Annotated in this window: 30 protein-coding genes; all 30 read right to left on the bottom strand. The window is 34.8% G+C overall.

The genetic code is table 11. The features are described from left to right. Window positions 1-7: 7 nt before the first annotated feature. A complete protein-coding gene (gene dxr, locus HWV59_RS11695; protein WP_175638879.1) occupies window positions 8-1,159 on the bottom strand; it encodes a 1-deoxy-D-xylulose-5-phosphate reductoisomerase in 1,152 nt (383 codons plus the stop codon). A 42-nt stretch (window positions 1,160-1,201) separates the two neighbouring features. After that, window positions 1,202-1,999 carry a phosphatidate cytidylyltransferase gene (locus HWV59_RS11690; protein WP_102229722.1) on the bottom strand — a complete coding sequence of 266 codons (798 nt, stop codon included), beginning with the start codon at window positions 1,997-1,999 and terminating at the stop codon, window positions 1,202-1,204. 17 nt (window positions 2,000-2,016) lie between these two features. Then, on the bottom strand, window positions 2,017-2,796 hold the full coding sequence (locus tag HWV59_RS11685; RefSeq protein WP_175638878.1) for an isoprenyl transferase: 780 nt from the start codon (window positions 2,794-2,796) through the stop codon (window positions 2,017-2,019). 177 nt (window positions 2,797-2,973) lie between these two features. Next, on the bottom strand, window positions 2,974-3,531 hold the full coding sequence (gene frr, locus HWV59_RS11680; protein WP_102229720.1) for a ribosome recycling factor: 558 nt from the start codon (window positions 3,529-3,531) through the stop codon (window positions 2,974-2,976). A 2-nt stretch (window positions 3,532-3,533) separates the two neighbouring features. Then, window positions 3,534-4,256 carry a UMP kinase gene (gene pyrH, locus HWV59_RS11675; protein WP_102229719.1) on the bottom strand — a complete coding sequence of 241 codons (723 nt, stop codon included), beginning with the start codon at window positions 4,254-4,256 and terminating at the stop codon, window positions 3,534-3,536. Window positions 4,257-4,415: 159 nt separating this feature from the next. Continuing rightward, complete coding sequence (gene tsf, locus HWV59_RS11670; protein ID WP_102229718.1) at window positions 4,416-5,297, bottom strand: translation elongation factor Ts; 882 nt, start codon at window positions 5,295-5,297, stop codon at window positions 4,416-4,418. Between the two features lie 193 nt (window positions 5,298-5,490). Beyond that, complete coding sequence (rpsB, locus tag HWV59_RS11665) at window positions 5,491-6,195, bottom strand: 30S ribosomal protein S2 (RefSeq protein WP_026559324.1); 705 nt, start codon at window positions 6,193-6,195, stop codon at window positions 5,491-5,493. Between the two features lie 378 nt (window positions 6,196-6,573). Continuing rightward, the gene (locus HWV59_RS11660) at window positions 6,574-7,119 is read right to left on the bottom strand and encodes a hypothetical protein (RefSeq protein WP_175638877.1); all 546 of its coding nucleotides are present in this window, start codon (window positions 7,117-7,119) and stop codon (window positions 6,574-6,576) included. Between the two features lie 12 nt (window positions 7,120-7,131). After that, entirely contained in the window at window positions 7,132-7,434 is a 303-nt protein-coding gene (locus HWV59_RS11655) for a hypothetical protein (protein ID WP_175638876.1), read from the bottom strand. 79 nt (window positions 7,435-7,513) lie between these two features. Next, window positions 7,514-8,281 (bottom strand): FliA/WhiG family RNA polymerase sigma factor, encoded by a 768-nt coding sequence (locus tag HWV59_RS11650; protein ID WP_175638875.1) that lies wholly within the window; start codon window positions 8,279-8,281, stop codon window positions 7,514-7,516. 92 nt (window positions 8,282-8,373) lie between these two features. Beyond that, entirely contained in the window at window positions 8,374-8,874 is a 501-nt protein-coding gene (locus HWV59_RS11645; RefSeq protein ID WP_102229714.1) for a chemotaxis protein CheD, read from the bottom strand. After that, the gene (locus HWV59_RS11640; RefSeq protein WP_102229713.1) at window positions 8,864-9,505 is read right to left on the bottom strand and encodes a chemotaxis protein CheC; all 642 of its coding nucleotides are present in this window, start codon (window positions 9,503-9,505) and stop codon (window positions 8,864-8,866) included. The genes HWV59_RS11645 and HWV59_RS11640 overlap by 11 nt, the downstream gene beginning before the upstream one ends. A 10-nt stretch (window positions 9,506-9,515) precedes the next feature. Further along, a complete protein-coding gene (locus tag HWV59_RS11635; protein ID WP_175638874.1) occupies window positions 9,516-9,980 on the bottom strand; it encodes a chemotaxis protein CheW in 465 nt (154 codons plus the stop codon). A 66-nt stretch (window positions 9,981-10,046) separates the two neighbouring features. Next, window positions 10,047-12,068 (bottom strand): chemotaxis protein CheA, encoded by a 2,022-nt coding sequence (locus HWV59_RS11630; RefSeq protein WP_175638873.1) that lies wholly within the window; start codon window positions 12,066-12,068, stop codon window positions 10,047-10,049. An 82-nt stretch (window positions 12,069-12,150) separates the two neighbouring features. Next, on the bottom strand, window positions 12,151-13,239 hold the full coding sequence (locus tag HWV59_RS11625; RefSeq protein ID WP_175638872.1) for a protein-glutamate methylesterase/protein-glutamine glutaminase: 1,089 nt from the start codon (window positions 13,237-13,239) through the stop codon (window positions 12,151-12,153). Window positions 13,240-13,245: 6 nt separating this feature from the next. Next, window positions 13,246-14,112, bottom strand: a complete 867-nt coding sequence (locus HWV59_RS11620) for a MinD/ParA family protein (protein ID WP_102229710.1) — start codon at window positions 14,110-14,112, stop codon at window positions 13,246-13,248. 6 nt (window positions 14,113-14,118) lie between these two features. Then, the gene (gene flhF / locus HWV59_RS11615) at window positions 14,119-15,273 is read right to left on the bottom strand and encodes a flagellar biosynthesis protein FlhF (protein WP_175638871.1); all 1,155 of its coding nucleotides are present in this window, start codon (window positions 15,271-15,273) and stop codon (window positions 14,119-14,121) included. Further along, window positions 15,270-17,306, bottom strand: coding sequence for a flagellar biosynthesis protein FlhA (flhA, locus tag HWV59_RS11610; RefSeq protein ID WP_102229708.1), 2,037 nt, complete (start codon window positions 17,304-17,306; stop codon window positions 15,270-15,272). Before flhA ends, flhF begins: the two co-directional genes overlap by 4 nt. A gap of 55 nt (window positions 17,307-17,361) precedes the next feature. Beyond that, window positions 17,362-18,444, bottom strand: coding sequence for a flagellar biosynthesis protein FlhB (gene flhB, locus HWV59_RS11605; protein ID WP_102229932.1), 1,083 nt, complete (start codon window positions 18,442-18,444; stop codon window positions 17,362-17,364). Continuing rightward, window positions 18,431-19,222, bottom strand: a complete 792-nt coding sequence (gene fliR, locus HWV59_RS11600) for a flagellar biosynthetic protein FliR (RefSeq protein ID WP_102229707.1) — start codon at window positions 19,220-19,222, stop codon at window positions 18,431-18,433. The genes flhB and fliR overlap by 14 nt, the downstream gene beginning before the upstream one ends. Window position 19,223: 1 nt before the next feature. Continuing rightward, complete coding sequence (gene fliQ / locus HWV59_RS11595) at window positions 19,224-19,493, bottom strand: flagellar biosynthesis protein FliQ (protein ID WP_026559338.1); 270 nt, start codon at window positions 19,491-19,493, stop codon at window positions 19,224-19,226. Window positions 19,494-19,508: 15 nt separating this feature from the next. Further along, window positions 19,509-20,174 (bottom strand): flagellar type III secretion system pore protein FliP, encoded by a 666-nt coding sequence (gene fliP / locus HWV59_RS11590; protein ID WP_175638870.1) that lies wholly within the window; start codon window positions 20,172-20,174, stop codon window positions 19,509-19,511. After that, the gene (gene fliO, locus HWV59_RS11585) at window positions 20,167-20,871 is read right to left on the bottom strand and encodes a flagellar biosynthetic protein FliO (RefSeq protein WP_175638869.1); all 705 of its coding nucleotides are present in this window, start codon (window positions 20,869-20,871) and stop codon (window positions 20,167-20,169) included. Before fliO ends, fliP begins: the two co-directional genes overlap by 8 nt. Window positions 20,872-20,884: 13 nt before the next feature. Continuing rightward, on the bottom strand, window positions 20,885-21,247 hold the full coding sequence (locus HWV59_RS11580; RefSeq protein ID WP_026559341.1) for a response regulator: 363 nt from the start codon (window positions 21,245-21,247) through the stop codon (window positions 20,885-20,887). A 25-nt stretch (window positions 21,248-21,272) separates the two neighbouring features. After that, window positions 21,273-22,538, bottom strand: a complete 1,266-nt coding sequence (gene fliY, locus HWV59_RS11575; RefSeq protein ID WP_175638868.1) for a flagellar motor switch phosphatase FliY — start codon at window positions 22,536-22,538, stop codon at window positions 21,273-21,275. Beyond that, window positions 22,528-23,526, bottom strand: a complete 999-nt coding sequence (fliM, locus tag HWV59_RS11570) for a flagellar motor switch protein FliM (protein WP_102229703.1) — start codon at window positions 23,524-23,526, stop codon at window positions 22,528-22,530. Before fliM ends, fliY begins: the two co-directional genes overlap by 11 nt. A 32-nt stretch (window positions 23,527-23,558) precedes the next feature. Further along, complete coding sequence (fliL, locus tag HWV59_RS11565; RefSeq protein WP_175638867.1) at window positions 23,559-23,987, bottom strand: flagellar basal body-associated protein FliL; 429 nt, start codon at window positions 23,985-23,987, stop codon at window positions 23,559-23,561. Beyond that, window positions 23,980-24,201 (bottom strand): flagellar FlbD family protein, encoded by a 222-nt coding sequence (locus HWV59_RS11560; protein WP_102229701.1) that lies wholly within the window; start codon window positions 24,199-24,201, stop codon window positions 23,980-23,982. The genes fliL and HWV59_RS11560 overlap by 8 nt, the downstream gene beginning before the upstream one ends. 51 nt (window positions 24,202-24,252) lie before the next feature. Then, window positions 24,253-25,764, bottom strand: a complete 1,512-nt coding sequence (locus HWV59_RS11555; protein ID WP_175638866.1) for a flagellar hook-basal body complex protein — start codon at window positions 25,762-25,764, stop codon at window positions 24,253-24,255. A 63-nt stretch (window positions 25,765-25,827) separates the two neighbouring features. After that, window positions 25,828-26,253, bottom strand: coding sequence for a flagellar hook assembly protein FlgD (flgD, locus tag HWV59_RS11550; RefSeq protein WP_102229699.1), 426 nt, complete (start codon window positions 26,251-26,253; stop codon window positions 25,828-25,830).

Raw genomic sequence — 26,253 nt, 5'->3', positions numbered from 1 at the left:
ACCACCTTTATGAGATTAATGTTTGTACAAAATTTCGAGTTTGTTGATCAACATCTTGAATTTGCTCTAACCCTGGATGTGCGATGCTCTTATGCTTATCCATTGCTCTTTCAATAAATTCTTCAATTTGAAGAAACTTTATCTTTCCATTTAAAAAAGCAGCAACAGCTTCTTCATTGGCTGCATTAAGTACTGTTGGCATTGTTCCACCTATTTTACCTGAATCATAGGCAAATTGTAAGCATTTGAACCTGTTAAAGTCTGCTCTTTCAAAATGTAATTTTCCAACTTCCCATAATTCAAGTCTCTTCGAGTTTTTCACTTGTAATCGATTTGGATATGTTAAAGCATATTGAATAGGTACCCTCATATCAGGCGTTCCCAATTGAGCAATAATGCTGTGATCCTGAAATTCGACTAAGGAATGTATGATACTTTCTTTATGTAATAGCACATCAATATTTTCATAAGGGATATCAAATAACCAATGAGCTTCTATTACCTCTAGCCCCTTATTCATCATTGTAGCAGAATCAATTGTAATCTTTGCACCCATTGACCAGTTAGGGTGATTCAAAGCTTGTTCCACGGTTACGTCGGTTAATTCTTCCCGAGTTTTATCACGGAAACTTCCTCCAGAGGCAGTTACAATCAATCTCTCAATACTCTTAGGATTCTCTCCTTGTAAGCATTGAAATATTGCTGAATGCTCGCTATCTACTGGTAGAAGATCAACCCCAAATTTTCTTGCATGCTCTGTTACAAGGTGACCAGCTGTTACAAGAGTTTCTTTGTTTGCTAAGGCAATTGTAATGTTATTTTCAATTGCCTTTAATGTAGGGACTAAACCGACACTACCGACAACTGCATTCACCAAACAATCGACACCATCAAAAATAGCTGCCTCAATAAGGGCTTCTTGACCATAACCAATTTTTACAGCATCATTCGGTAGCTCTAATTTTAATTTTTCATATGTTTCTTTATCTTTTACAGCAACAAAGCGTGGTTGAAATTGATTTATAATGTCAATTCCTGATGAAATGTTGCTGCCAAAAGACATGGAAACCAGTTCAAATTGCTCAGGATGTGCCTTTATAACATCTAATGTTTGGATGCCGATTGATCCTGTAGCACCTAAAAGACTAATTTTTTTCACGAAGTCACTTCCAATCAAAAAAGAAATACGTTTGTTTGGACTTTATAACCTAAAAAGGATACTTAAAAAATGCATTAAAGGTAAAACAAATAATAAACTATCAAATCGATCCAGAATTCCACCGTGTCCAGGGAGAATACTTCCTGAGTCCTTTACTTCATAGTGGCGCTTGAATGCAGATTCTACAAGATCTCCTATTTGTCCAAAAATAGATAGAAAAACGGTCATAATAATCACGATGAAATAATTCTCGAATACATCTGTAAAATATTCATAGATACACGCAAAAATAACCGCAAATACTACACCGCCAAGTGCACCCTCTATTGTTTTATTTGGACTAATTTCCGGCCAAAGTTTGTTTTTCCCCAATGAACGACCAACGAAATACGCACCTGAATCTGTCACCCAAATTAAAATTAATGCATAAAATACAAGGCTTAAATCCAAGTTTCTTGTTTCAATAAAAAAGTAAAACCCAATACCTAAATAAAATACAGCGATTACGACAAATCCCACATCATCAAAGGTGAATTTGTTTTTCGTCAGAACTGTATATGTCAAAAGCAACAATAGTCCAAGTAATGCAAATTCAGCTTTAGAGAAGATTAAGTCATTTATTAATGATATATAAGAATTTGGTATTAATAGAACCCATAAAATTAATAAACTTATGAGCCCCGGAAAACTAACCATTGAAATTTTCTTCATTCTTAGTAGTTCATATAATCCAATTGAACCGAGTATATAAACAAATATCGTAAACGGAAGCTTTCCGTATATGACAAAAGGAAGAAATAAAGCTGCAGCTAGAACTGCTGTTAAGATTCGTTGTTTCATTTTTTACTTCATCACCTTTATACGCCACCAAATCTGCGGCCTCTTTGTTGATATGTGTGGATTGCTTGTAATAGGCATTGCTCATCAAAATCCGGCCAAAGTACGTCTGTAAACCAAAATTCTGTATATGCTAGCTGCCAAAGCATGAAATTACTTAATCTTATTTCTCCACTTGTTCGAATTAGCAAGTCAGGGTCAGGTAATGTTTGAGTCATTAAGTAATTCGAAAAGGTACTTTCATCAATATCTTCTTTTTTTAATTTTCCCGACTCTACTTCTTTAGCGATTTCCTGAACAGCAGAAATGATTTCAGTCCGACTGCCATAATTTAATGCAAAATTTAAAACTAGCCCATCATTTGATTGCGTATCTTCAATTGCTTTATTAACAGCTTTTAATGTATGTCCTGGTAGTCTATTTTTATCTCCCATTACACGAACCTGCACATTCTCTTCGATTAATTCAGGTAAAAAAGTTGTAAGAAATTCTTCAGGCAGCTTCATTAAATAGTCTACTTCAATTTTTGGACGTTTCCAATTTTCTGTTGAGAAAGCATACAATGTAAGAGCATTAACACCAAGAGCGTTAGCTTGCTTTGTAACTCGTCTTACAACTTTCATACCCTCGTGATGGCCAGCCATTCTTGGAAGTGCACGTTTTTTCGCCCATCTTCCATTTCCATCCATAATGATTGCAATATGGTTGGGTATTTCCCCCTTTATTACTTCCTCTTGACTAATGATTTGTTGGTTGGAAAGTTGAGGAGACCCTTTCCATTTTTTTAATATGTTGAGCATGTGATTCCTCCATCACCCAATAATTCATGTTTATCATTCTAATTAATGACGTTAACAGTATTAACAAAAAAACCCCCTGTAAACATTAGAGGGTCTTTTCATACCTATTGTACATATTTTTTGTCGATTAGGAAACTGAAAACTTCCATATCGAACGAAAATCAATTTATGAATAATTTAGACATCCATAATTTCCTTTTCTTTATCTTTCGCAACTTGATCGATTTTAACGATGTATTCATCTGTTAATTTTTGGACATTTTCAGTATTGCTACGCAATTCATCTTCTGTGATTTCACCATTTTTCTCAAGTTTTTTCAAATCATCGTTTCCATCACGTCGAATATTTCTAATAGCTACTTTCGCTTCTTCACCATATTTTTTAACTAATTTCACAAGATCCTTACGTCTTTCTTCTGTTAGAGCAGGAATAGACAAGCGAATTAACGAACCGTCATTAGCAGGTGTTAAACCTAGATCAGATTTTAAAATTGCTTTTTCAATATCACCAAGAACTGTTTTGTCGTATGGTTGAATAACTAATAAGCGGGCTTCCGGAACACTAATTGAAGCAAGTTGATTAACAGGAGTTGGAGCACCATAATAATCAACAGAAATTTTATCAAGTAGATTTGCGCTTGCTCGACCAGCCCTTACAGACGCTAATTCACGACTTAAAGAACCAACAGCTTTTTCCATTTTTTCTTTTGTGTTTGCTAATACTTGTTTAGCCATGATTATTTCCCCCTAACAATTGTTCCGATATTTTCACCTGTTACAGCACGTTTAATATTTCCTTCTTCCATAATAGAGAATACAATTAATGGAATATCATTATCCATACATAGAGATGATGCCGTTGAATCCATAACTGCTAAGCCTTCTTTTAGAACATCCAAGTATGATAATGTCTCATATTTTACAGCATCCTTATCAACCCGAGGGTCAGCACTGTATACCCCATCAACATTGTTCTTTGCCATAAGAATGACATCTGCTTCTATTTCTGCAGCACGTAAGGCAGCAGTAGTATCAGTTGAGAAGTAAGGATTTCCAGTTCCAGCTGCAAAAATCACAACTCTCTTTTTCTCAAGGTGACGAATAGCTTTTCTTCTTATGTAAGGTTCTGCAACCTGTCTCATTTCAATCGATGTTTGTACACGTGTCTGAATTCCTTGTGTTTCAAGGCTATCTTGTAAAGCCAAGGAATTCATCACAGTTGCAAGCATTCCCATATAATCAGCAGTAGCACGGTCCATTCCCATTTCACTACCGATTTTCCCGCGCCAGATGTTTCCACCACCAACAACAACTGCAACTTCAACATCTAATTCAGCAATTTCTTTTACTTGTTTTGCAATTGATTGGATAACTGATGGATTAATTCCAAAACCATTGTCACCTGCAAGTGCTTCACCACTTAATTTAAGTACAATACGGTTATATTTAGGTTTACTCATGATTACCTCCAACTCTCTGTCCGCTCTTAAACTTTACGTCCTACATTTTCTCTATGGAATTGTCTATCTCGAAAAGAAGGGAACACTGGTTGTGTTCCCTTTTTCCATTATAAGAAAATCTCTTCAGCTTTAAACACAAACTTAAACGATGTGTTTAAATTATTTTTTTACTTGACTCATAACTTCTTCTGCGAAGTTATCTTGACGTTTCTCGATTCCTTCACCAACTTCATAACGAATGAAAGTTTTTACTGTTGCGCCTTTAGACTCAACAAATTGTTTTACTTTTTGGTCAGGGTTTTTAACGAAACTTTGATCTAATAAGCAAATTTCTTCAAAGTATTTTCCAAGACGACCTTCAACCATTTTAGCAACAATGTTTTCTGGTTTACCTTCGTTTAATGCCTGCTCTGTTAAAATTTTACGCTCATGCTCAGCTTCTTCAGCAGAAACTTGGTCACGAGAAACATATTTAGGATTAACTGCAGCAGCATGCATTGCAACATCTTTAGCTGCTTCTTCATCAGTTGTACCTTCTAATAATGTTAATACACCAATACGTCCACCCATGTGAAGGTATGCACCAAAAGCATCATTATCAGTTTTTGTTAACACTGTAAAACGACGAAGAGTGATTTTTTCACCAATTTTCGCAATAGCAGAGTTAATGTAATCAGCTACTGTTGATCCATTACTCATTGTTTCAGCTAAAGCAGCTTCTGCATCAGCAGGTTTCTTTTCTAATAAGAAATCAGCTAAACCGTTAATTAATTCTTTGAAACCTTCATTTTTTGCAACGAAGTCTGTCTCAGAGTTCACTTCAAGAATAACAGCTTCATTTCCGTTTACTTTTACTAAAGTAGACCCTTCAGCTGCGATACGGTCAGCTTTCTTAGCTGCTTTTGCAATACCTTTTTCACGAAGGTAATCAATTGCCTGTTCCATATCTCCATTTGTTTCAGTTAACGCTTTTTTACAATCCATCATTCCAGCGCCAGTTTTTTCACGTAATTCTTTAACCATTTGAGCAGTTACTGCCATAACGGTATTCCTCCTTAAGGTCATATAGGTTTAAAATCATCAAATCATCCATTTAATGGAATGCTCTCAACATTATGTTAAGTTACACCTTATGTTGTAATACATAACATAAAAAATTAATTTATTCATTAGTATGTAGCATGCTTTAAAAAAAGGTGATAAAAGGTCAAATCCCCTTATCACCTTTTGCACATTAAGCAGGTGTTACTGTTTCTTCACCTTGTTTTGATTCTAAAATTGCATCTGCAATTTTTGCAGTAAGAAGTTTTACAGCACGAATTGCATCATCATTTGCAGGAATTACATAATCAATTTCATCCGGATCACAGTTTGTATCAACGATACCAACGATTGGGATGTTTAATTTACGAGCTTCTGCAACAGCGATGCGCTCTTTACGAGGATCGATAATGAATAATGCATCTGGTAATTGCTTCATGTCTTTAATTCCGCCTAGGAATTTCTCAAGACGCTCAAGCTCTTTGTTAAGTTGTACTACTTCTTTTTTAGGAAGAACTTCGAAAGTACCGTCTTCCTGCATTCTTTGAATATCTTTTAAACGTTTAATACGCTTTTGGATTGTTTCAAAGTTAGTTAATGTACCACCTAACCAACGTTGGTTTACAAAGTACATTCCAGAACGTTCTGCTTCTTCTTTCACAGAATCTTGTGCCTGTTTTTTCGTACCAACGAAAAGAATTGTACCACCTTCAGCTCCAAGTTCTTTTACGAATTTGTATGCTTCTTCAACCTTTTTAACAGTTTTTTGAAGGTCGATGATGTAGATTCCGTTACGCTCTGTGAAGATGTAACGTTTCATTTTTGGGTTCCAACGGCGAGTTTGGTGACCGAAGTGAACACCAGCTTCAAGCAATTGCTTCATTGAAATAACTGACATGTGTTTGTTCCTCCTAAATGGTTTTTAATCTCCTCCGCTTATATCATCTTTAAGCATAACTGTTCTTTTTAAGCATAAGATGTAAAAAAAACAGCACCAATACTTAAATCTATAAGCGTGTGTAATAACACCAAAAATTACTATACCATATCGATATATGACAATCAAGAGTAAAGTGAAGAAACTTTACAGGATCTCCAAAATTTCGACTTATTAGAAAAAGTAATGCGCTAAGCATTCGGCGACAAGCATAATTCGAATAGGAATAGAAGGCGTTCTTTACCTTCTATTCCTATTTGACTGACCCTAGTGGCAGACAAAGACGCTACATCCTGTGCTTCAGAACTAGTCAACTAAAACTAAGTACGAATGTATAGTCTATAATTGCCGGAATTTAAGAAGCAGTTCAACTTCTGTCTTTCCTTTATTTAACTTCTTTGCTATCTGCTCTACATTATAACCTTCTTTATAAAGATTTATAGCCTCAACTTCAAATGAGGGCTTTTTTTTATTGTCAGTTTGTGTGATTTCAACAATATCCTGCATTTCGTCAATTCCTGACAAATGACTTGGCAACTCTATTGAATTTTGATCTGAAACTATCTTGTTAGTTTTGTTTGATTCATTTGAAACCTTAACATTATATGGTTCTGCGTTTGAAGTTCGGTTTAGCCCAATCAACTCTTCATTAATTGGCTGTTTCTTCAGATCAGAAGAAGACAACAATGTTTTCATAAATTTGTCGTTTTCATCCTTCATATCAATTAAAAAACTCGTCATTGAATTTTCTGTTTCTTCAAGAATCTGACGTTGTGTGTCAGAGAGATTCTTCATCGTTGAATATTTCATATAAAGGACGATAATAAAATAAAAAGCTACTACATGAAGTAGTAAACTTAATAATAGTAAGATGGTAGTTGTCATAGGCATCCTCTCTTAACCAAAATAGTCAATTTTCTTCCCTTTATAAGGGTGGTTAGGATTCTCCTCTTGTTTTCGGTCTTTTTTCTTTTTTTTATTTTGCTCTTGATGCTGTTGGGAATGATCTTTATTTAAAAATAATTTATCACTTTCTTTATTTTCTGATACTTGGGTTCTTTTTAAGTCTACTTCCTTTTGAAAAGAATGTGCAAGTTGATCTTGAATTTGCTGGTTTCTTTGGTTTAATTGATCTTGAATTTTCCCCGCATCATGTGTTCGTGGGAGAGCTATTTGCATTTCAATATTTTTAAGGCTCAAACTCCATCAACCCTTATGATTAGTTAATTGATCATGCTAGACTAATCTATGGTGACTTGTACTTATATTTCTCATATTATTAATGGATAACATTTTCTAATATTTTTCGCAACTTGAATAATGCTTTTGAATGAATTTGTGAAATTCTTGAGGTTGATAAGTTCATAACTTGTCCAATCTCTGTTAATGTTAATTCCTCTTTGTAAAAAAAGCTAATAACGAGCTGTTCCTTTTCACTTAATTGAGTGATCACTTCTGATAATTGAGCGATTAACTCGTCATCTATCATCTTTTCCTCAGGTGTTTTTTGATTTTCATCTTTTACAGTGAAACCAATACTTTCACCATCTTCTTGATCAAACATTTGATCGTCAATGGACAGAACATTGGCGAAAAAGCCTTCATTCATCACACCGACTACCTCTGCCTCAGATAAGCCCATCTCTGCAGCAATTTCCTTTGATGAAATATTACGGAGATACTTTTGCTCCAATTTATCAATCGCTGCTTCTACACGTTTTGCTTTTTCTCTCGAGCTCCTTGGTAACCAATCTTCTTTTCTTAATCCATCAATAATGGCTCCTCGTACTCGGAATGAAGCATATGTGTCAAACTTCAAATCCCTTTTAGGGTCAAATTTTTCTAAAGCATCATACAGACCATATAACCCTAAGCTCATTAAGTCATCTTTGTTCACATTTTTGGGAAGTCCTACAGATATTCTTTGAACATGATAAGATACAAGGGGCATATATTTTTTGATGAGTGCATTACCAGCATGTGTGTCACGTACATCAATCCATTTTTGCCAAATTACATGTTCGTCGGTTTGTGTCAATTGTGTCATTTTTATCCCCCTGATCAGCATAAATATCATGAAAAGTTCTAATCCAAATTCAGCATTTTGAACCCTATTACTAGAACGTCACTGGATTAAACCTAGATTATTTTTGTCCCTTGGTTAACAGTTCGAATCATTAATTCAGATGTTTTTGGGTCAAATTCAATCGTTCTGCCACTATTACCACCCACATCTTCACTTAGAATTGGGATGTTATGAGTCCGCAAGAAATTCTTTACTGCTTCTACATTTCTAGGTCCTATTCTCATCATGTCATTTGATGATTGAAACTGGAACATCTGAGCACCACCAGCTATTTTTGCTTGGAGGAACCTCATTTTTGCTCCAGAACCCTCTAATTTATTTATTAATAATGGAATTGCCGTATCTGCATATTTTGCTTGGTTAATCGTTATTTGATTAGCTAGTGATGAGGTCGGTAACATGATATGTGCCAAACCTGCAATTTCATTGATTTTATCAAAAAGGATTAATCCGACACAGGAGCCCAGTCCTGATGTCCGAATTCTATTAGGTGGTTTTACAGTATTGAGATCAGCAATTCCTACTTTTACAATTTCATACACTTCATTTTTCATCAGGAATACCAAGTGCATCAAATAACTTTTTAAAGGAATTAGGATCAGGTAATAAAAAGAAATGACCTTTAACAGAATCTATATCAAGCTGATCTTCTTCTTTAATTGCTGTATCAATGATGATTGCATAATCACTTACATGTGATAATTCAATTAATCCATGAGATATTACTGCTCCGAACATATCAATTGTTAAAGCAGGTACCGAAGGGTAGATTCTTAAATCTGTTAAATCTGATAATGACGATAAATACGCCCCTGTTAAAATATTTCCCAGCTCCTGAAAAGCAGATAACCCCAACTCATTATATGGCATTTCTTTCAATGAAAAGTCTTCATCAGCAATTAACTTCTTAATGAACCGCTCAGCTTGTTCAATGCTAAGAACAAAAAATAATGAACCCGGGATGTCACCTTCCATTCGCAAAAACACACTTGCAACAACCACTTCAGGTCCACCAACTAGATCCATAAGTTCATTGAATGAAATAACCTTTACATCAGGTACTGTCATATCAATTTTTTTGTCTAGCAACATAGACAAAGATGTGGCAGAATGTCCAGCACCAATATTCCCGACCTCTTTTAATATATCTAAATGTGTAGACGTTATTGATCTCGTGTAATCCATGACTCTTTTCCTATACACCCTGAAGTGCTAGATTTTGACCGGTTTTTAACACTTCTTCAAGATCAATCATCACGATTAATCGCTTCTCTAATTTAGCTACACCTTGGATATATTCAACCTCTACTGAGCCAACTACTTCTGGTGCAGGTTCAATAATATCCGAATGAATATCAATGACATCATTGGCTGAATCTACAATAAAGCCAACTTCAATATCCTCTTTGGATACAATGATCATTCTAGTACTTTCAGTATCCTCAAGTTCTTGCATTCCAAATCGTTTACGCAAATCTATAATCGGAGTGACAACTCCACGTAAATTAATCACACCTTTAATATACGGAGCAGTTCTCGGAACTCTTGTAATATGTTGCACTTTCTCTATTGAACGTACTTGTTGAACGGGTATGCCATACTCCTCGTCCTGCAACTGAAAAACGATTACTTTAAGGTCACCAATTAAATGTTCATTCATTGTAAAAACTCCTCTCTAAAACATGAAACACCTATTTTCGTTTTTTCATAACCAACTAGAATCGAATTATTTAATAAGAGCATTACAATCAACAATTAGTGCGACTTGACCATCTCCTAAAATAGTGGCTCCCGAGATAGCAAACACTGAATTCAAATAATTACCTAACGATTTTAATACAATTTCCTGCTGACCTATGAACGAATCAACAACCAATGCTGCCATTTTTTCACCTTTACGTACAATTATTAATGAAACAAAATTTTCTTCTTCTTTTGTCTCAGGAACTTCAAAGATCTCTGATAAAAAGACTAAAGGAACAATTTTCCCTCTAAAATCAATGACTTTTTGATTGTGCGCCTGAAGAATATCTTCTTTCTTAATAACCGCGGTTTCAATAATAGATGATAATGGGATGGCGTATTTTTCATTTCGTAATTCAACAAGCATAACTGAAATAATCGATAATGTTAGTGGGAGCTGTATTGAGAATAATGAACCTTTACCTTCTACAGCATCAACAGTAACCGTACCACCGAGAGATTCAATTGTACTTTTTACAACATCCAGTCCTACCCCACGACCTGATATATCTGAGATTTTATCAGCTGTTGAAAAACCTGATGAGAATATAAGCTCATATACTTGCTTATCCGTTAAGGTCGCAGCGATCTGCTGTGTCACAACCCCGCGATCTAATGCCTTTTTGAGTACTCGTTCACGATTAATACCTGCTCCATCATCTTCTATTTCAATAAAGACATGATTTCCACTATGGTATGCACTTAATACAACATGACCTTCTTCACTTTTGCCGTTTTTCATACGTTCCTCTGGCATTTCAATTCCATGATCAATCGCATTACGTAATAAGTGAACAAGCGGATCTCCAATTTCATCGATAACTGTACGATCAAGCTCTGTTTCAGCTCCAACAATTTCTAAATGAATCTTTTTATTTAAATCTTTTGCTAACTGTCTAATCATTCTTGGGAAACGATTGAACACAGTTTCAACAGGAACCATTCTCATATTTAAAATAATATTTTGTAAGTCACCAGAAATTCTAGACATTCTCTCAACTGTTTCATTCAGTTCAGAATTATTTAAATCTCTTGATATTTGTTCCAATCTACCACGATCTATAACAAGCTCCTCAAAAAGGTTCATCAAGATATCTAAACGCTCAATGTTTACACGAATTGTTTTAGAACTTGTAGCGGCAGCCTGTTTCGTTGCTGTTTTTATTTCCTGCTTCGGCTGTTCAATTTCTTGTTTATCAATTATTTCTTCCTGCTTCACATCACTTAGTTCAGAAACAGCAGTAGTAGCATTATCAAGATTAATTTGTCGCACGATAACATCTTCAATTTCTGACACTTTCATTACTTTCTCTTTAAGATCTTCTGCAGTTTCCTTTGTAACAAGAGCTACCGTAAATTGATGGTCAAATTTTTCTTCCTCTAGCAATTCGACAGAAGGAAGCGATTTAATGACCTCACCTGCTTGCTCTAAAATTTCAAACACCATAAATACCCTTGCCGCTTTTAATAAGCAATCCGTTCTTAAAGTAATTGTTAATTCCAAAGGTGAAAAACCTTGCTCTTTTGATTGTTGGATAACGGCATTTTCATAATCATCATATGATTGAATAGATTGCAAAGATTGTTCAGGTGCTGCTTCGCTTTTGGTATCAGCTGTTACTGTTTCACCGTTTTCAATCTGTTTTAACATTTCAACAACTTTTGTAACATCTTTCTTCCCGTCTCCACCTTCAGCAATTGAAAATACCATTTCTTCTAAATGATCTACAGAAGCAAAAACCACATCCAAAATATCAGCTGTCACACTCAGCTTATCATTTCGGATTGCATCAAGAACGTTTTCCATTTGATGTGTTAAGTTAGCTAAATCTTCATATCCCATTGTGGCACTCATACCTTTTAGTGTGTGAGCAGACCTGAAAATCTCATTCACAATTGATAGATCCGCAGGGTTTTTCTCTAATTCTAGTAATTTTTCATTACATGCTTGTAAATGCTCTTTACTTTCTTCAATAAACACTTCTAAGTATTGATTCATTTCCATACGGTAACACCCCTATGTTTCGAGTTAAGTATCGGATCAAACAGCTTTTACACTGTTGTATAGTAATATATAAGAAAGACATTTATTTATTAGTAGTGGAAAGAAAATATAAAATAGCGTCAGCAATTTCATCCACATTAGCAACTCTATCAACTAAATTCGTTGCAAAAGCTGATTTAGGCATTCCGTAAACAATAGAAGTGGCTTCTGATTCAGAAATAGCTTTAACAACCCCGCTAGATTTCATCTTTTTTAGCCCTTCTGAGCCATCAGAGCCCATTCCTGTCATAATGACTGCAATTTTCCGATAATTCTTTAGTTCACTTATTGACTCAAACATCACATCAACCGATGGACGATGTCCATTTCTAATGTCAGATTGGTCTATTTTAATCATTAATGCTGATCCAGAATTCACAATTTTCATATGTGAGCCACCAGGAGCTATATATGCTGTTCCATTTTTTACGACTTCCCCATCGACACCTTCCTTTACCACAATTGAAGAGATGGTATGAAGCCGATTTGCGAGTGACTGTGTAAACCCAGGAGGCATGTGTTGAACTATAAAAATAGGTGCTCGCAAATCAGATGGTAATTTTGTTAAAACATGTTGCAAAGCTCTTGGTCCTCCTGTAGAGGTTCCGATACAAACAATTGATTGACTTTGATTGTTTTTGTCGAAGAAAATAGTTTTTTGATCAACACCTGAGTCTATTTTACTATAACTTGTTGTATTTTGTAATAATCGATTGTTTACTTTCTTTAAATTGGCAGATTTCGCAAGAATAACTTTGCTTTTAAGCTCTTCTTTGACTTTATATAGGTCTAAAGAAATTGAGCCAGAAGGCTTAGGAATAAAATCAAATGCACCATACTGAAGTGATAAAATGGTGTTCTCAGCACCACCTTTAGTCGTGCTTGAAAGCATGATCACCGGTCTTGGACATTGCTTCATAATCAATTTTAATGCTTCTAATCCATTCATAATCGGCATTTCAACATCAAGAGTAACAACATCAGGATTCAACTCTTCAATTTTTTTTAATGCGTCCGACCCATTTCTCGCTGTCCCAACCACAAGAATTCGTTCATGTTCAGATAAAAAATCAGATATAAGCTTTCTCATAAAAGCCGAATCATCGACAACTAAAACACTAGTTTTTTCCATAAGTAATTACCTGCCTTTCATGAAGAAATGCTTTAGTTTCGAAATAAAAGATGCTTCATCTTGAACTTCTTCAATGGTATTTTTCATTTGCAAATAATTTTTAGAGATCATAACTAGTGCTTTACTAGCCTGACAGCTTGGCTGGAAAAGAGTAAACGGTTTTTGATCAATCACAGCCTTCATAATAGTAGAATCATCAGGAATTATGCCAAGCAAAGAAACTTCCCGATGTAAAAATTGATTGATCGTCTGTTCTAATCTTTTATAAGTTAATTCGCCAACTTTCTTATTAAAAGCTCGGTTTACAACGATAGAAAATGGGATTGACTTATTATTAACACAAACATTTTTTATTGCAGCATACGCATCAGTCATGGAAGTTGGCTCAGGTGTAGTAATCACAATAATTTCATCAACAGATAATAAAAATCTCAAACTGTCTTCTGAAATACCGGCCCCCATATCAAAAACAATATAATCGTATAATTTAAATAGTAATTCAAGTTGTTGAAGAAATCGTTGAAACTTTTCTTCATCCAAAGAAAAAATCACACCCAGACCTGTTCCACCTGAAATATAATCCAGGCCATTTGGACCGGATGAAATGATTTCAGAAAGCAACATGTCCTGATTGAAAAAGTCAACAATTGAATATGGTGAACTTTCACCAATTAATATATCGATGTTTCCCATACCAATATCTAAATCAAATAACAATACTCGTTTATTTTCTTTTTGTAGTGCCAGTGAAAAATTAAGTGAGAAGTTTGATTTTCCTACTCCACCTTTTCCACTCATAACAGCAATAGATTTTGCTTCTGTTTTTAAGCTGTTCAAACGCTCTCGTAGACGCTGTGCTTGATCATATGCCATTTTTCATTACCTCAACATCTGTTCGACTATTCGTTCTCTTGTTGCTACTTCGATATCTTCCGGAACATTTTGTCCGTGTGTTGTATATGCAATGCCTTTTTTTGTTTTCTTCATGACATCGAATAATGATCCTCTTGTTGATGTTTCGTCCATTTTGGTGAAGATAAGTTTATGAATAGGAATCACAGCAAATTGTTCATAGACTGCAAGCATATCAGCTGGTTTTGCGGTAGCAGCTAAAACTAAAAAAGTTTCCATTTCATCATCGAAGGAAATAATCTTCTGCAAATCAGAAACATACTTAGGTTCTAGAAAATTTCGTCCTGCTGTATCAATAAATATATAATCATACATTGCGAGATTTTGCTTTGCTTGTTTAAAATCTTCCGTCGTATAGCAGACTTCAATGGGAACATCCAAAATTTTCGCATATGTTTTTAATTGATCAATCGCTGCAATTCGATATGTGTCTGTAGTAATAAAGGCAACTTTTTTCTTTTCTTGAAGAACACATTCAGCAGCCAGTTTAGCAAGAGTTGTTGTTTTCCCTACTCCTGTCGGACCAATAACATTAATGTATTTCCGCTTATAAGAAATACCTCCGAAGTCAAAACCTTCCAGTTGCAAAGCAAAAAATCTATTCTGTTTTTTATATAAATCGGTATGCGAGATCTCACCTTTGTGTTCATACCAAGTATCTAAAAGCTCTGCCATCACTTGGCCAATAAAAGTAGGTGAAATCTCCTGTTTAATCATTTTTTCATAAATGTCCTTTAATGGTGGTGGATACACGTCACTTCTTTCATTTGTAGAAAGAGCCTTGATCATATTTTTTAATTCAGTGATTTCCTCTAATACTGGTTTTTGATTAACATTTTCTACTGTACTTAGTTGACCTTGATGTTCTAAATAGTTACTGCTGTTCTGGACAGTGTGTTTTGCTGTTTCTCTAGATAAAGGTTTTACAGCTTTCGACTCATTTGCGGGAACGTCCGGATCTATTGCAGCGATCACTTCAATATTCTTTTTGGTAAAAAGCCCTAAAAAACCTCCAGTTTGAACTACCTTAGAGTTTAAAATGACTACATCGTTTCCCATCTCTGATCGGATCTTTTTCATTGCCTCTTGCATAGATGGTGCTACATACTTTTTTACCTTCATTCTACATTCACAACCCCAATACTCTGTACTTCAACATTTGCCTCCAGCTCATTGTAAGACAAAATAGGAACCTGAGGAAAATATCGATCGGTTAATTGCCTTACATACATTCTCACTGCAGGGGAACATAATATGATCGGTGTTTGCTGTTGGATTGATAACATTTCAACTTCCTTTGCAATCGATTCAATGATCGATTGTGAAACATCTGGACTTAATGATAAGTAATTGCCATGTTCAGTTTGTTGTACACCATCTGCAATTAGCTTTTCTATTTTTCCTGATAAAGTTACAACTTTTAAGGTCTGATCTTGTTCAGCATACTGTGCGGTAATTTGCTTGGCTAAAGCTTGCCTTACATATTCCGCCAGCAATTCTGTATCTGAAGTCATCTTTCCAAAATCGGCCAATGTTTCAAAAATAATCGGCAGATTTCTTATTGAAACTTTCTCACGTAATAATTTAGCAAGAACTTTTTGAATTTCACCAATACCAAGTGGAGTTGGAGTCACTTCTTCTACTAAAATAGGATACGTTTCTTTTAAATGATCGATTAATTGTTTAGTTTCTTGTCTGCCTAATAATTCATGTGCATGTTGTTTTATGACTTCTGTTATATGTGTAGAAACAACGGACGGAGGATCAACTACTGTGTACCCATACATCTCAGCTGTGTCTTTCATTTCCTCTGTTATCCATTTTGCAGGTAAGCCAAAGGAAGGCTCAATCGTATCGATTCCTTCAATTGAATCATCTTCAATGCCAGGAGCCATAGCTAAATAGTGATCAAGTAGAATTTCACCTTTAGCCAATTCATTTCCCTTGATTTTTAGACGATATTCATTAGGTTGTAACTGTATATTATCTCTTATTCGTACAACAGGAATAACGATACCAAGTTCAATTGCTAACTGCCTTCGAATCATAACCACTCGATCAAGGAGATCTCCACCCTGATTCGTATCAGCAAGGGGAATTAAACCGTATCCAAACTCGAATTCAATCGGATCAATATTGAGGAGATTGACTACACTTTCTGGACTCTTCATTTCATCCATTTCAATTTCTTGTTCGATTTCTTCTTCATCAGGAATGTTTTGCTCTTTAGATTTTGAGATCATATAACCACCAACAGCAAGTAAAGCCGCAATTGGGAGAGTTAATAAAATACCAATCGGTGTAAAAATACCTAATAAAAAAATCGTTCCTGCTGCTACATAAAGCATTTTAGGGTAAGCAAAAAGTTGTTTTGTTATATCTGTACCTAAGTTACCTTCTGATGCTGCACGGGTTACCACTATACCTGTGGCAGTTGAAATTAATAATGCTGGTATTTGGCTAACAATACCATCACCAACTGTTAGCATTGTGAAATGGGAGGCAGCCTCATTTATAGGCATTCCAAGCTGCATCATACCAATAATGATACCAAATAACATATTGATCAATACCATGATAATACCAGCAATTGCATCACCTTTAACGAATTTGCTGGCACCATCCATTGCCCCATAGAAATCAGCTTCATTGGCAATTTTGTCTCGTCTTTCACGAGCTTGTTGCTCCGAAATCATGCCTGCATTTAAGTCAGCATCGATACTCATTTGTTTACCGGGCATCGCATCTAGTGTAAAACGGGCAGCTACTTCTGATACACGCTCAGAACCTTTTGTAATAACAACAAACTGAATAACAATTAAAATAATAAAAACAACAAACCCTACTAAAACATTTCCTCCAGTAACAAACGTACCAAAGGTTTCAACTACTTTACCTGCATCACCTTCTGCTAAAATCGCTCTTGTCGTTGACACGTTTAGACCTAAGCGAAACAGAGTTAATAGAAGAATTAATGACGGGAAAATTGAAAATTGCAGCGGCTCATTCATATTCATTGACGTAAGAATTACTAATAGTGCAAGAGAAATATTTATTATAATTAAAAAGCTTAACAACCAGCCCGGGAACGGAATGATCAACATTGCCACAATTAAAATAACACTAAGTAATACCGATAAGTCTTTTCCGGACATGTTTTTTTCTCTCCTTAAACCCAATCAATCTATTGTACTAGTAGAAATAGACCCTTTATGAAATAGATTTTGTCTGATACACATACGCAATAATCTCTGCAACCGCCTGAAAAAACTCATCAGGAATTGCCTGTCCAATATCTACCTGTGCATACAAAGCTCTTGCTAAAGGACGATTTTCTACCATCATGACGTCATTTTCTTTTGCGATTTCTTTTATTTTTTGTGCAACCATATCTACTCCCATGGCGACAACATAAGGAGCATCCATTTTCGATTCATCATATTTTAACGCAATAGCATAGTGTGTTGGGTTAGTGATGACAACATCGGCAGTAGGAACATCCTGCATCATTCTTCTCATCGCCATTTCACGTTGCCTTTGCTTTATTTTCGATTTGATTAGTGGGTCACCTTCAGATTTTTTATATTCATCTTTAATGTCTTGTTTAGACATTCTAAGGTTTTTTTCATAGTCAAATTTTTGATACAAATAATCTAATAGTGCTAATAGTAATAGAGCAATTGATGCAAACAGCCCCATCTTAACCGTTAAAGACCCAATAAATTGAAGTGACTGTTCAACAGTCATATATGACAATCTCAAAACATTATCAAGTTCAAGCCATAAGACAGAAAATGTAACAGCTCCAACAAAGGATATTTTTAATAACGATTTAATTAACTCAACAATTGCACGCATTGAATAGATTCGTTTAAAGCCTTGGATTGGATCTAACTTATTCAACTTCATTTGAATAGCTTCTGTAGAGAATAAAAAGCCTACTTGTAAATAATTTGCCAAAACCCCGGCAACTAAAGCAATACCCATAACTGGTGCTAAAATAATGGTTGCTTGATAAGCTAATGTTAAAAAGACGTCATGGACATTTTGAGTTGTTACATCAAGTAATAAATAATCCTGAAAAAATCCTCTCATCATAAGAAGAATATGATCTCTCATGAAAGCGCCAATGAATAAAAACGATAAAAAAACCATTAGAAGGGAAAGCGCCGTATTTACATCAGCACTTTTAGCTACCTGACCTTTTTTCCTTGCATCTTGTTTTTTTCGTGGAGTAGCTTTCTCAGTCTTTTCACCAGAAAAAAACTGCAAATCTAATTTAAGTAGGTTGATTGCCTCCACCTCCGAACAACTCCATCAGACCACGCATTGTATACGTCATCGTTTCAAATAATTGTGACATTAACAAAAATAATGCACTCATTGTTAGAATGAGCATGATAAAGCTAACAATAATCTTCAACGGTAACCCAACGACGAAAATGTTTAATTGGGGAACGGTTCTTGCTACAATTCCTAAAGCTATATCAACTAAGAAAAGTGAGCCTACTACTGGAATAGACATTTGAAAAGCTATGATAAACATTGAATTAAACGATGTGATAATAAATTCAATAATATTTTCATTTCCCATCGGAAGGAAAGGTTGATTAATTGGCACGAATTGATAGCTATAATAAACACCATCTAATAGGAGATGATGCGCGTCGGTAGTAATAAGTAACAATAATGCAAGTGTATACAAGAATTGACCGACAAGAGGACTTTGTGCGCCTGTTTGAGGATCAATAACATTTGCAATTGCAAATCCCATTTGAAAATCAATAAAACTACCAGCAATTTGAATAGCAGAAAGGATAAAATAAGCCGAAAACCCAATAGCTAGGCCAAGTAATACTTCTTTTATAATCAGCATGAAATACTGCCCATCTACTTCAATAGCCGGCGGATTTATAGAAAAAAACATAATCCATGCTAAAAAGAAGGAAAACCCAATTTTATGTGTATTAGGAATGGTTCTGTAAGAGAAAAATGGCAATGTTACAAAAAAGGCCGTTACCCTCATAAAAATTAGTAGAAATGCAGGATAATTTTCAAGTAAAGTTGCCATTTTATCCTACAAACCTATTTAAATTACCAAAAATATCTTGTGCATATGATATAAGCGTAGATAACATCCACGGACCAAAAAAGATCAATCCAACTAATACTGCAACAATTTTCGGAATAAATGCCAGTGTTTGTTCTTGAATTTGTGTTGTTGCTTGGAAAATACTTACGATTAATCCAATAACCAATGCTACTAGCAGAAGAGGTCCACAGATGATCAATACAGTATATACAGCTTTTTCAGCTAGTGAAATAACAAACTCGGAGCTCATTCATTCACACCCCTTCTAAAAACTTTGTAACAATGACTTTACAATTAAATACCAACCATCTACTAATACAAACAGCAGGATTTTAAAAGGTAAAGAAATCATAACTGGTGGTAACATCATCATTCCCATGGACATTAAAATACTTGCAACTACCATATCGATAACTAAAAAAGGAATAAAAATCATAAAGCCTATTTGAAAAGCTGTTTTTATTTCACTTATTGCGAAGGCAGGAACGAGAGCAGTTAATGGTATGTCTTCAATAGACTTTGGGTTTTCAATTCCAGCATAATTCAAAAATAAAGCTAAATCTTTTTGCCTTGTATGCTTGCTCATAAACTCTTTAAAAGGAATTGCCGCTTTTTCATATGCTTCTTCTAAACCTATTTCCTCATTAAAAAGAGGCGTTAACGCCTGCTCGTTTACTTGAGAAAATGTAGGTGCCATTATGAAAAATGTGAGAAACATAGCAATTCCAATCAGAACTTGATTCGGTGGCATTGATTGTGTTGCAAGTGAAGTACGGACAAACGACAATACGATAATAATCCTTGTAAAACAAGTCATCAATATTAAAATACTGGGTGCAATAGATAATACCGTTAATAATAATAGAAGCTTTACAGATGTACTAACATCTTCAGGATTGCTATTATTAAAAAACTCCATAAACTCATTCATTCTCTTTTATACCCTTTCTTTTAATATCCTCAAGTTGTCTAGTCCGATCTTCCTTTATTTTCTGTAATTGTTCATTTAGCTTTGTTGAAAAAACAGGAGAATTTGAATTGATTTTCTTCCCTTTTGTTTGCTGAACAATTGCGGAAGTTAATTTTTGAAATATATCTTTTGAATCAATAACCAATTCTTGCTTTTTCTCAAAGTCTTCAATTATACCCTTGCTTTCTTGTTCATCGTCAATCTCTTTTAATAAGGTAATCGACTCGCCAACTCCAACAACCAGCACACGTTTTCCAACTTTAACAATTTGAACTGATTTATTTTGTCCTAAATTGGTCCCACCCAAATTCACAATAGCTTGTCCTTGCTGGAATACACGGTTTTTCTTCGTAACAAACTTCAAAAGGACATAAATGAGAAAGATAATAAAACCTAGAGCAAAGAGCATTTTGATAAAATCCCAAGCTGTAATAGAAAGAGCATCTCCCTGTATTTGGGGATCTTCATTTTGTTGTACTTGATCTTCACTTGCAGGGTTTTCATTTAATTTATTTTGATTATTATCTTCCTGTTGCTTGTTTAAGTTTTCATAAACACTTTCATTTTGTGAGTTCTCCGCATGAACAATAGATGTAACATGCGGAGAAATTAAGATAAAAGCTATTACCATCATTATGAGGCAGTTTCTATGAAGCAAAGTCTCTCCACCTTTAACTTAATGTTTTTCCAATAGCCTCTAAAACACGATCAGCCTGGAAAGGTTTCACGATAAAATCCTTCGCACCTGCTTGAATTGCATCAATAACCATTGCTTGTTGTCCCATTGCCGAGCACATGATAACTTTAGCATTGCTATTAATTTTTTTAATTTCTTTAAGTGCTGCAATTCCATCCATTTCCGGCATTGTTATATCCATTGTTACTAAATCTGGTTGATGTTCTTTATATTTTTCTACAGCTTGTGCACCGTCAGCTGCTTCAGCAACTACTTCATACCCATTTTTTGTTAAAATATCTTTAATCATCATTCTCATAAATGCTGCATCGTCAACAATCATAATTTTGTGTGCCATTTTTCCCCACTCCTACTTTACAAGTTTATTTTAATTTACTTAATCTCTCTGATTGACTAATAATGTCTGTTACACGAACACCAAAGTTCTCATCGATAACGACAACTTCACCTTTTGCAACAATTTTATTGTTAACTAGTATATCTACATGTTCACCAGCGAGTTTATCTAATTCAATTATGGAACCTGAAGATAATTCAAGGATTTCTTTTACTGAACGTTTTGTTCTACCTAATTCCACCGTTACCTTTAACGGAATATCCAACAACATATCTAAGTTTTGAATTTCTTGCTGTTGATAAGAAACTGGCTCAAACGAAGCAAACTCAGCAGGTTTTACATTAACTGAAGGCTGCTGTTTTTGTTGAGTATGCTGATGAGGAACAGATCCGTACATAGGTTGTCCCATTTGCTGGTGCTGTTGGTGATTATTAAAACTAGCCTGTTGTTGCGGTAATGGTTGCTCATATACAGGCTGACCATACGAATTATTTTGTTGAATATCAGGTTGGTACAGGTGTGTCATATCAGGTGTTACTGCTTGTGGTTCGGAAACCTCATTTATTACTTCGACAGTAGCAGCCTCTTGCTTAGGATTAATTAATTGATCTATAAGATCTTTCGCAAAATATAAAGGCAATAATTGCATGATATTTGAATCAATTAATGTTCCAATTTTCAACCTGAATGATACTTGAACTAACAAATCTTCATTAGGTATTGTATTTGTATCCTCTGTTTCATTTGCATCGAGAAGTTCAACGCGCGGTGGTGAGATATCTACTTTTTTATTAAAAATTGTTGACATAGACGTAGCTGCAGAACCCATCATCTGGTTCATCGCTTCCTGTACTGCACTAACTTGAATTTCTCCTAACATTTCATCAGGGTTTGTTCCATCTCCACCAATCATTAAATCTGCAATGATAGCCGCATCACTTTGTTTAATAACCAGCAGGTTACTTCCTGAAAATCCTTCTGTATAATTCACTTCAATTGCAACATAAGGATGTTGAAATTGATCACCTAAATTGTTCTTGTGAATAATTGATACACTTGGTGTTGTGATTTCAACTTTTTGTTGTAAAAGAGTTGATAAAGCTGTTGCAGAGCTTCCAAATGATATATTTCCTATTTCACCAATTGCGTCCTCTTCCATCGCATCAAAGTAATCTTCATTCTTTAAACGTATTCCTCCATCTGTCTCCACAGGATTTTCTTCTTCATCAATACTTGCCCCTTTTAATAGCGCATCGATTTCATCCTGCGATAACATATCATTACTCACCATCTTCGTCACCTCTTGATAAGTGGTCAATAATTTGAACCGCTAATTTTTTGTTTGTTTTTCCAGGTTGTCCAGTAAACTTTGGCTTATTACCTATTTTAACCACCAATGGTTGGTCGATGGCGCTATCTAATTGAATGACATCACCAGGTTGTAATTGAAGAAAGTCTTGTATGGATATATCTGATGTTCCAAGCTCAGTTGCAATTGTAAGATCGGCTAGATTGATTTGCTTTTTTAAAGCATCAATCTCATGTTGCTTTGGCTCTTTTCTGTCAGATTGCATCCAATAATGTACAGATAACTTCGGGATAATAGGTTCTAATACAACGTGCGGGATACACAGGTTTATCATACCGCTCGTTTCTCCCACTTGAATATTCAAGGAAATAACGACTACAGTTTCATTAGGAGAAACCATTTGTAAAAACTGTGGATTAACTTCAAATTCCAACATATTTGGTTCAATTTCAATTAAGGATTCCCATGCCTCTTGATAATTATCTAATGATTTCTCAAAGATATTTGAGATAATTTTTGTTTCGATTTCAGTTAAGTTCTCTATTTTATTAACACTTGCTCCTATACCACCCATAATTCGATCCATCATTGCGTATGCTATATTAGGATTCACTTCCATTAGTACTCTTCCTTCTAATGGAGCTACTTCAAAAATATTTAACACCGTCATTTTAGGAATCGATCGGATAAATTCTTCATATGGCAACTGGTCAACAGAACCAACTGTAATTTGAATATATGTTCGCAATTGCGCTGAAAAATGAGTTGTTAACAACCGTGCAAAGTTTTCATGTATTCTAGTTAAACTTCGAATTTGATCTTTTGAAAAACGCAAAGCCCGTTTAAAATCATAGACCTTAACTTTTTTGCTTGACTCTTCTTTCTTCAACTCATCTGCATCCATCTCACCAGTTGAAATGGCAGATAGCAAGGCGTCAATTTCACTTTGTGATAAAATATCACCTGCCAAAGTTTTCACCTCCTATTTGTTATGTTGTTCAATTATTGAAGGATATAGGATGTGGTATAAATCTTCTTGACCTTGCCTTCTTGCATTAATGCATTAATTCTATTAGAAATTGACTCTTTTAACTTGTTCATTCCTTCGGTTCCTTCTAATTGTGCAGCATCCAGATTTGCCAGCTCAGATATGACAATATCTTGTGCTTGGAAAGACCTTTGTGTTAATTCTTCTTTTGCTTTTTTCGAATCTGTTTCAATTTTAAATGATATGCGCACAATATTACCACTGGATAAATTTGTGGTTATTTCGGGTATATCAACAGATGCTTCAACAACCTCTTCTATCGAAGGTTCTTTATGCTCGTCTTCATTTCCTACAAATTTAGTAACGACGACAAGTGCTGTAACACCAATTAAAGTAATAGACCCTATAATAACAAGCATAATAGTTAAAAGCTTCTTATTCATCACCCAAAACCTCCGTGTCTTTTCTCAAAGACAAAACATTGATATCCCGATAAAAGGAAGAAATTTTCATAGCCACCTCTTGTTGAGGTTCTTTTACAACATATTTGTGCCCGTTTGTTAAAGTAATGGTTGTATCAGGAAATGACTCAATCACTTCAATATATAACGCATTAAGAGTAAAGGGTTTTCCATTTAACCTTGTTAATTGAATCATATTTTCAGAGGCTAACGAAAAAGTGCAATGTGCTAGCCTCTTCCCCCCTTATTAACGTTTTAGCCCCATTAATTCTTGTAAAATTTCATCTGAAGTTGTAATAATCTTTGTATTTGATTGGAATCCACGTTGAGCAACGATCATTTCTGTAAATTCTTCTGATAAATCAACGTTTGACATTTCAAGAGCACCTGCAATGATGGAAGCAACACCATCTGAACCAGCTACAGATAATTCATCAAGTTGAATTCCATTGTTGTTTTTGTCAATTGCACCAGAGTTTGCAGATTCTCTATATAGGTTGCCCCCTTGCTTTTCCAGTCCACCAGCATTTGCAAAAGTTGCTACACGGACTTGCCCTGCTACATTAAGTTCTCCTTTATCATTAACGAAGGTAACAGTACCATCTGATCCAATACTAAAGCTCTGAGCTGTTAATGGAATTTGAATTAAACCGGCTTCTCCACTTAATCGATTTGAAAATTTTGGTTTTTGTAAGTCTTCAGCAATACCTTCGAAATTAACAACTGCTCTTCCGATGTTTTCTAATTCGATTTGGTATGTGTTAAAGGTAGAGATAATATCGTTCATTTGTGAAATTTGATTATCTACATTTTCCCATTCTGCAGGTGGAGTATTGGTATATTCCCCTTCAATAGTTGCAATAGTAGAATTAATCTCTTTTACAATTGTCCCTATTGGGTCAGCACCGTTGAATTCCCTGATACCTTCTGTGTTAAAATCTGTAACATTCTCAGTTCGAAATGTCTCAGCAATATCATTGTAATTACCTGCTGTTTCATCAAATTGAGCAAGTATTGATGTTAAGGCAGTATGAGAACTTTGCATAACATTGAACAAAGGACCATTTTCATCTGGAGCTTCACTCTTATTATAATTACTCACTGATTGGTTGTAGTCTTGATATGCACTTAGTAAATCATTTGCTTGTTTTGAAATATCCTCTAGAACTGTTAACATGTTACTATAAGATGTACCAAAATTAGTAATTTCATTTAATGCATTTTGAGACTTTGTTATTGAATCTTCATCAGGTATTGTCTTTTCTCCAGCTTCTCCGATTAAATACATTCCTTCAGCAGTTACTAAGTATCCTTTATCATCTAAATAGAAATTCCCTGCTCTTGTATAATTCAAATCTACAGCGTTATTAATTGAACCGGTTATGATATTGTTTCCAATCTGATTTCCTTGATCAATACTAATGTTTGCTAAATCAGTAATTTGTGCTACTGGGAAGAATCCATCCCCCGATAAAGATAAGTCAAGTGTTCGTGAAGTTGTTTGGGTTGATCCAGCTGTATGAATTGTATCAATTGAACTTATTTTTGATCCTAATCCAATTTGTTGAGCATTTGTACCTGCATTTGTTTGAGTTGCTCCAGCTGCACCTGCAATTTGTTGATTAACTAAGTCAGCAAATGTTGTACGTGATTTCTTGAATCCATAAGTATTAACATTAGCGATATTATTACCAATTACATCTAATTTTGTCTGAAAATTTTTCATTCCACTAATTCCCGAATATAATGAACGTAACATACGTTTTCTCTCCCTTTAATAGATAATTAGATTCAGTTGCTTCTGTTATATTAAATCCAAAATTTACTCTGCTTTGCTTACTTTAATGATGTTATCTACTGATATGAAAGATCCATTTTCAAGTTCCAGTTCAAAGCCTGTATCACTTTTTTTCACAGATTTTACGATTCCTGTTCCAGTTTCTTCATTGGAATCTTTCCATTCGATTTGCTTTCCAATCATTTCTGAATACTTTATGATGGAATCTCCCTGCGTTTGTATATTAATAAACTTCTCCAGTAAACTGGCCATATTTGTTGTTTGCTCTAATGTAGAAAACTGAGCCATTTGAGCAATAAACTCTTTATCTTCCATCGGATTTAACGGGTCTTGATTTTGTAATTGAGTCATCAATATTTTCAAAAACTCATCTTTACCAAGGTTGGAATTACCTGTACTTTTTGTTGATGGTTTATTCGATATTAGTAAGCTAGGATCGATCGACGTCAT

Source organism: Metabacillus schmidteae, from assembly GCF_903166545.1.
Classification (GTDB): domain Bacteria; phylum Bacillota; class Bacilli; order Bacillales; family Bacillaceae; genus Metabacillus; species Metabacillus schmidteae.
Note: the sequence above shows the minus strand (reverse complement) of the source record. Positions and strands in the feature narration are given on the sequence as shown.

Excerpts from the sequence above, each read along its gene's own strand:
- HWV59_RS11690 (WP_102229722.1), bottom strand. The coding sequence starts at position 1,999 with ATGAAACAACGAATCTTAACAGCAGTTCTAGCTGCAGCTTTATTTCTT.
- HWV59_RS11685 (WP_175638878.1), bottom strand. The coding sequence starts at position 2,796 with ATGCTCAACATATTAAAAAAATGGAAAGGGTCTCCTCAACTTTCCAAC.
- frr (WP_102229720.1), bottom strand. The coding sequence starts at position 3,531 with ATGGCTAAACAAGTATTAGCAAACACAAAAGAAAAAATGGAAAAAGCT.
- pyrH (WP_102229719.1), bottom strand. The coding sequence starts at position 4,256 with ATGAGTAAACCTAAATATAACCGTATTGTACTTAAATTAAGTGGTGAA.
- tsf (WP_102229718.1), bottom strand. The coding sequence starts at position 5,297 with ATGGCAGTAACTGCTCAAATGGTTAAAGAATTACGTGAAAAAACTGGC.
- rpsB (WP_026559324.1), bottom strand. The coding sequence starts at position 6,195 with ATGTCAGTTATTTCAATGAAGCAATTGCTTGAAGCTGGTGTTCACTTC.
- HWV59_RS11660 (WP_175638877.1), bottom strand. The coding sequence starts at position 7,119 with ATGACAACTACCATCTTACTATTATTAAGTTTACTACTTCATGTAGTA.
- HWV59_RS11650 (WP_175638875.1), bottom strand. The coding sequence starts at position 8,281 with ATGACACAATTGACACAAACCGACGAACATGTAATTTGGCAAAAATGG.
- HWV59_RS11645 (WP_102229714.1), bottom strand. The coding sequence starts at position 8,874 with ATGAAAAATGAAGTGTATGAAATTGTAAAAGTAGGAATTGCTGATCTC.
- HWV59_RS11640 (WP_102229713.1), bottom strand. The coding sequence starts at position 9,505 with ATGGATTACACGAGATCAATAACGTCTACACATTTAGATATATTAAAA.
- HWV59_RS11635 (WP_175638874.1), bottom strand. The coding sequence starts at position 9,980 with ATGAATGAACATTTAATTGGTGACCTTAAAGTAATCGTTTTTCAGTTG.
- HWV59_RS11630 (WP_175638873.1), bottom strand. The coding sequence starts at position 12,068 with ATGGAAATGAATCAATACTTAGAAGTGTTTATTGAAGAAAGTAAAGAG.
- HWV59_RS11625 (WP_175638872.1), bottom strand. The coding sequence starts at position 13,239 with ATGGAAAAAACTAGTGTTTTAGTTGTCGATGATTCGGCTTTTATGAGA.
- HWV59_RS11620 (WP_102229710.1), bottom strand. The coding sequence starts at position 14,112 with ATGGCATATGATCAAGCACAGCGTCTACGAGAGCGTTTGAACAGCTTA.
- flhF (WP_175638871.1), bottom strand. The coding sequence starts at position 15,273 with ATGAAGGTAAAAAAGTATGTAGCACCATCTATGCAAGAGGCAATGAAA.
- flhA (WP_102229708.1), bottom strand. The coding sequence starts at position 17,306 with ATGTCCGGAAAAGACTTATCGGTATTACTTAGTGTTATTTTAATTGTG.
- fliR (WP_102229707.1), bottom strand. The coding sequence starts at position 19,222 with ATGGCAACTTTACTTGAAAATTATCCTGCATTTCTACTAATTTTTATG.
- fliQ (WP_026559338.1), bottom strand. The coding sequence starts at position 19,493 with ATGAGCTCCGAGTTTGTTATTTCACTAGCTGAAAAAGCTGTATATACT.
- fliP (WP_175638870.1), bottom strand. The coding sequence starts at position 20,174 with ATGAATGAGTTTATGGAGTTTTTTAATAATAGCAATCCTGAAGATGTT.
- HWV59_RS11580 (WP_026559341.1), bottom strand. The coding sequence starts at position 21,247 with ATGGCACACAAAATTATGATTGTTGACGATGCAGCATTTATGAGAATG.
- fliY (WP_175638868.1), bottom strand. The coding sequence starts at position 22,538 with ATGGTGAGTAATGATATGTTATCGCAGGATGAAATCGATGCGCTATTA.
- fliL (WP_175638867.1), bottom strand. The coding sequence starts at position 23,987 with ATGAATAAGAAGCTTTTAACTATTATGCTTGTTATTATAGGGTCTATT.
- HWV59_RS11560 (WP_102229701.1), bottom strand. The coding sequence starts at position 24,201 with ATGATTCAATTAACAAGGTTAAATGGAAAACCCTTTACTCTTAATGCG.
- HWV59_RS11555 (WP_175638866.1), bottom strand. The coding sequence starts at position 25,764 with ATGTTACGTTCATTATATTCGGGAATTAGTGGAATGAAAAATTTTCAG.
- flgD (WP_102229699.1), bottom strand. The coding sequence starts at position 26,253 with ATGACGTCGATCGATCCTAGCTTACTAATATCGAATAAACCATCAACA.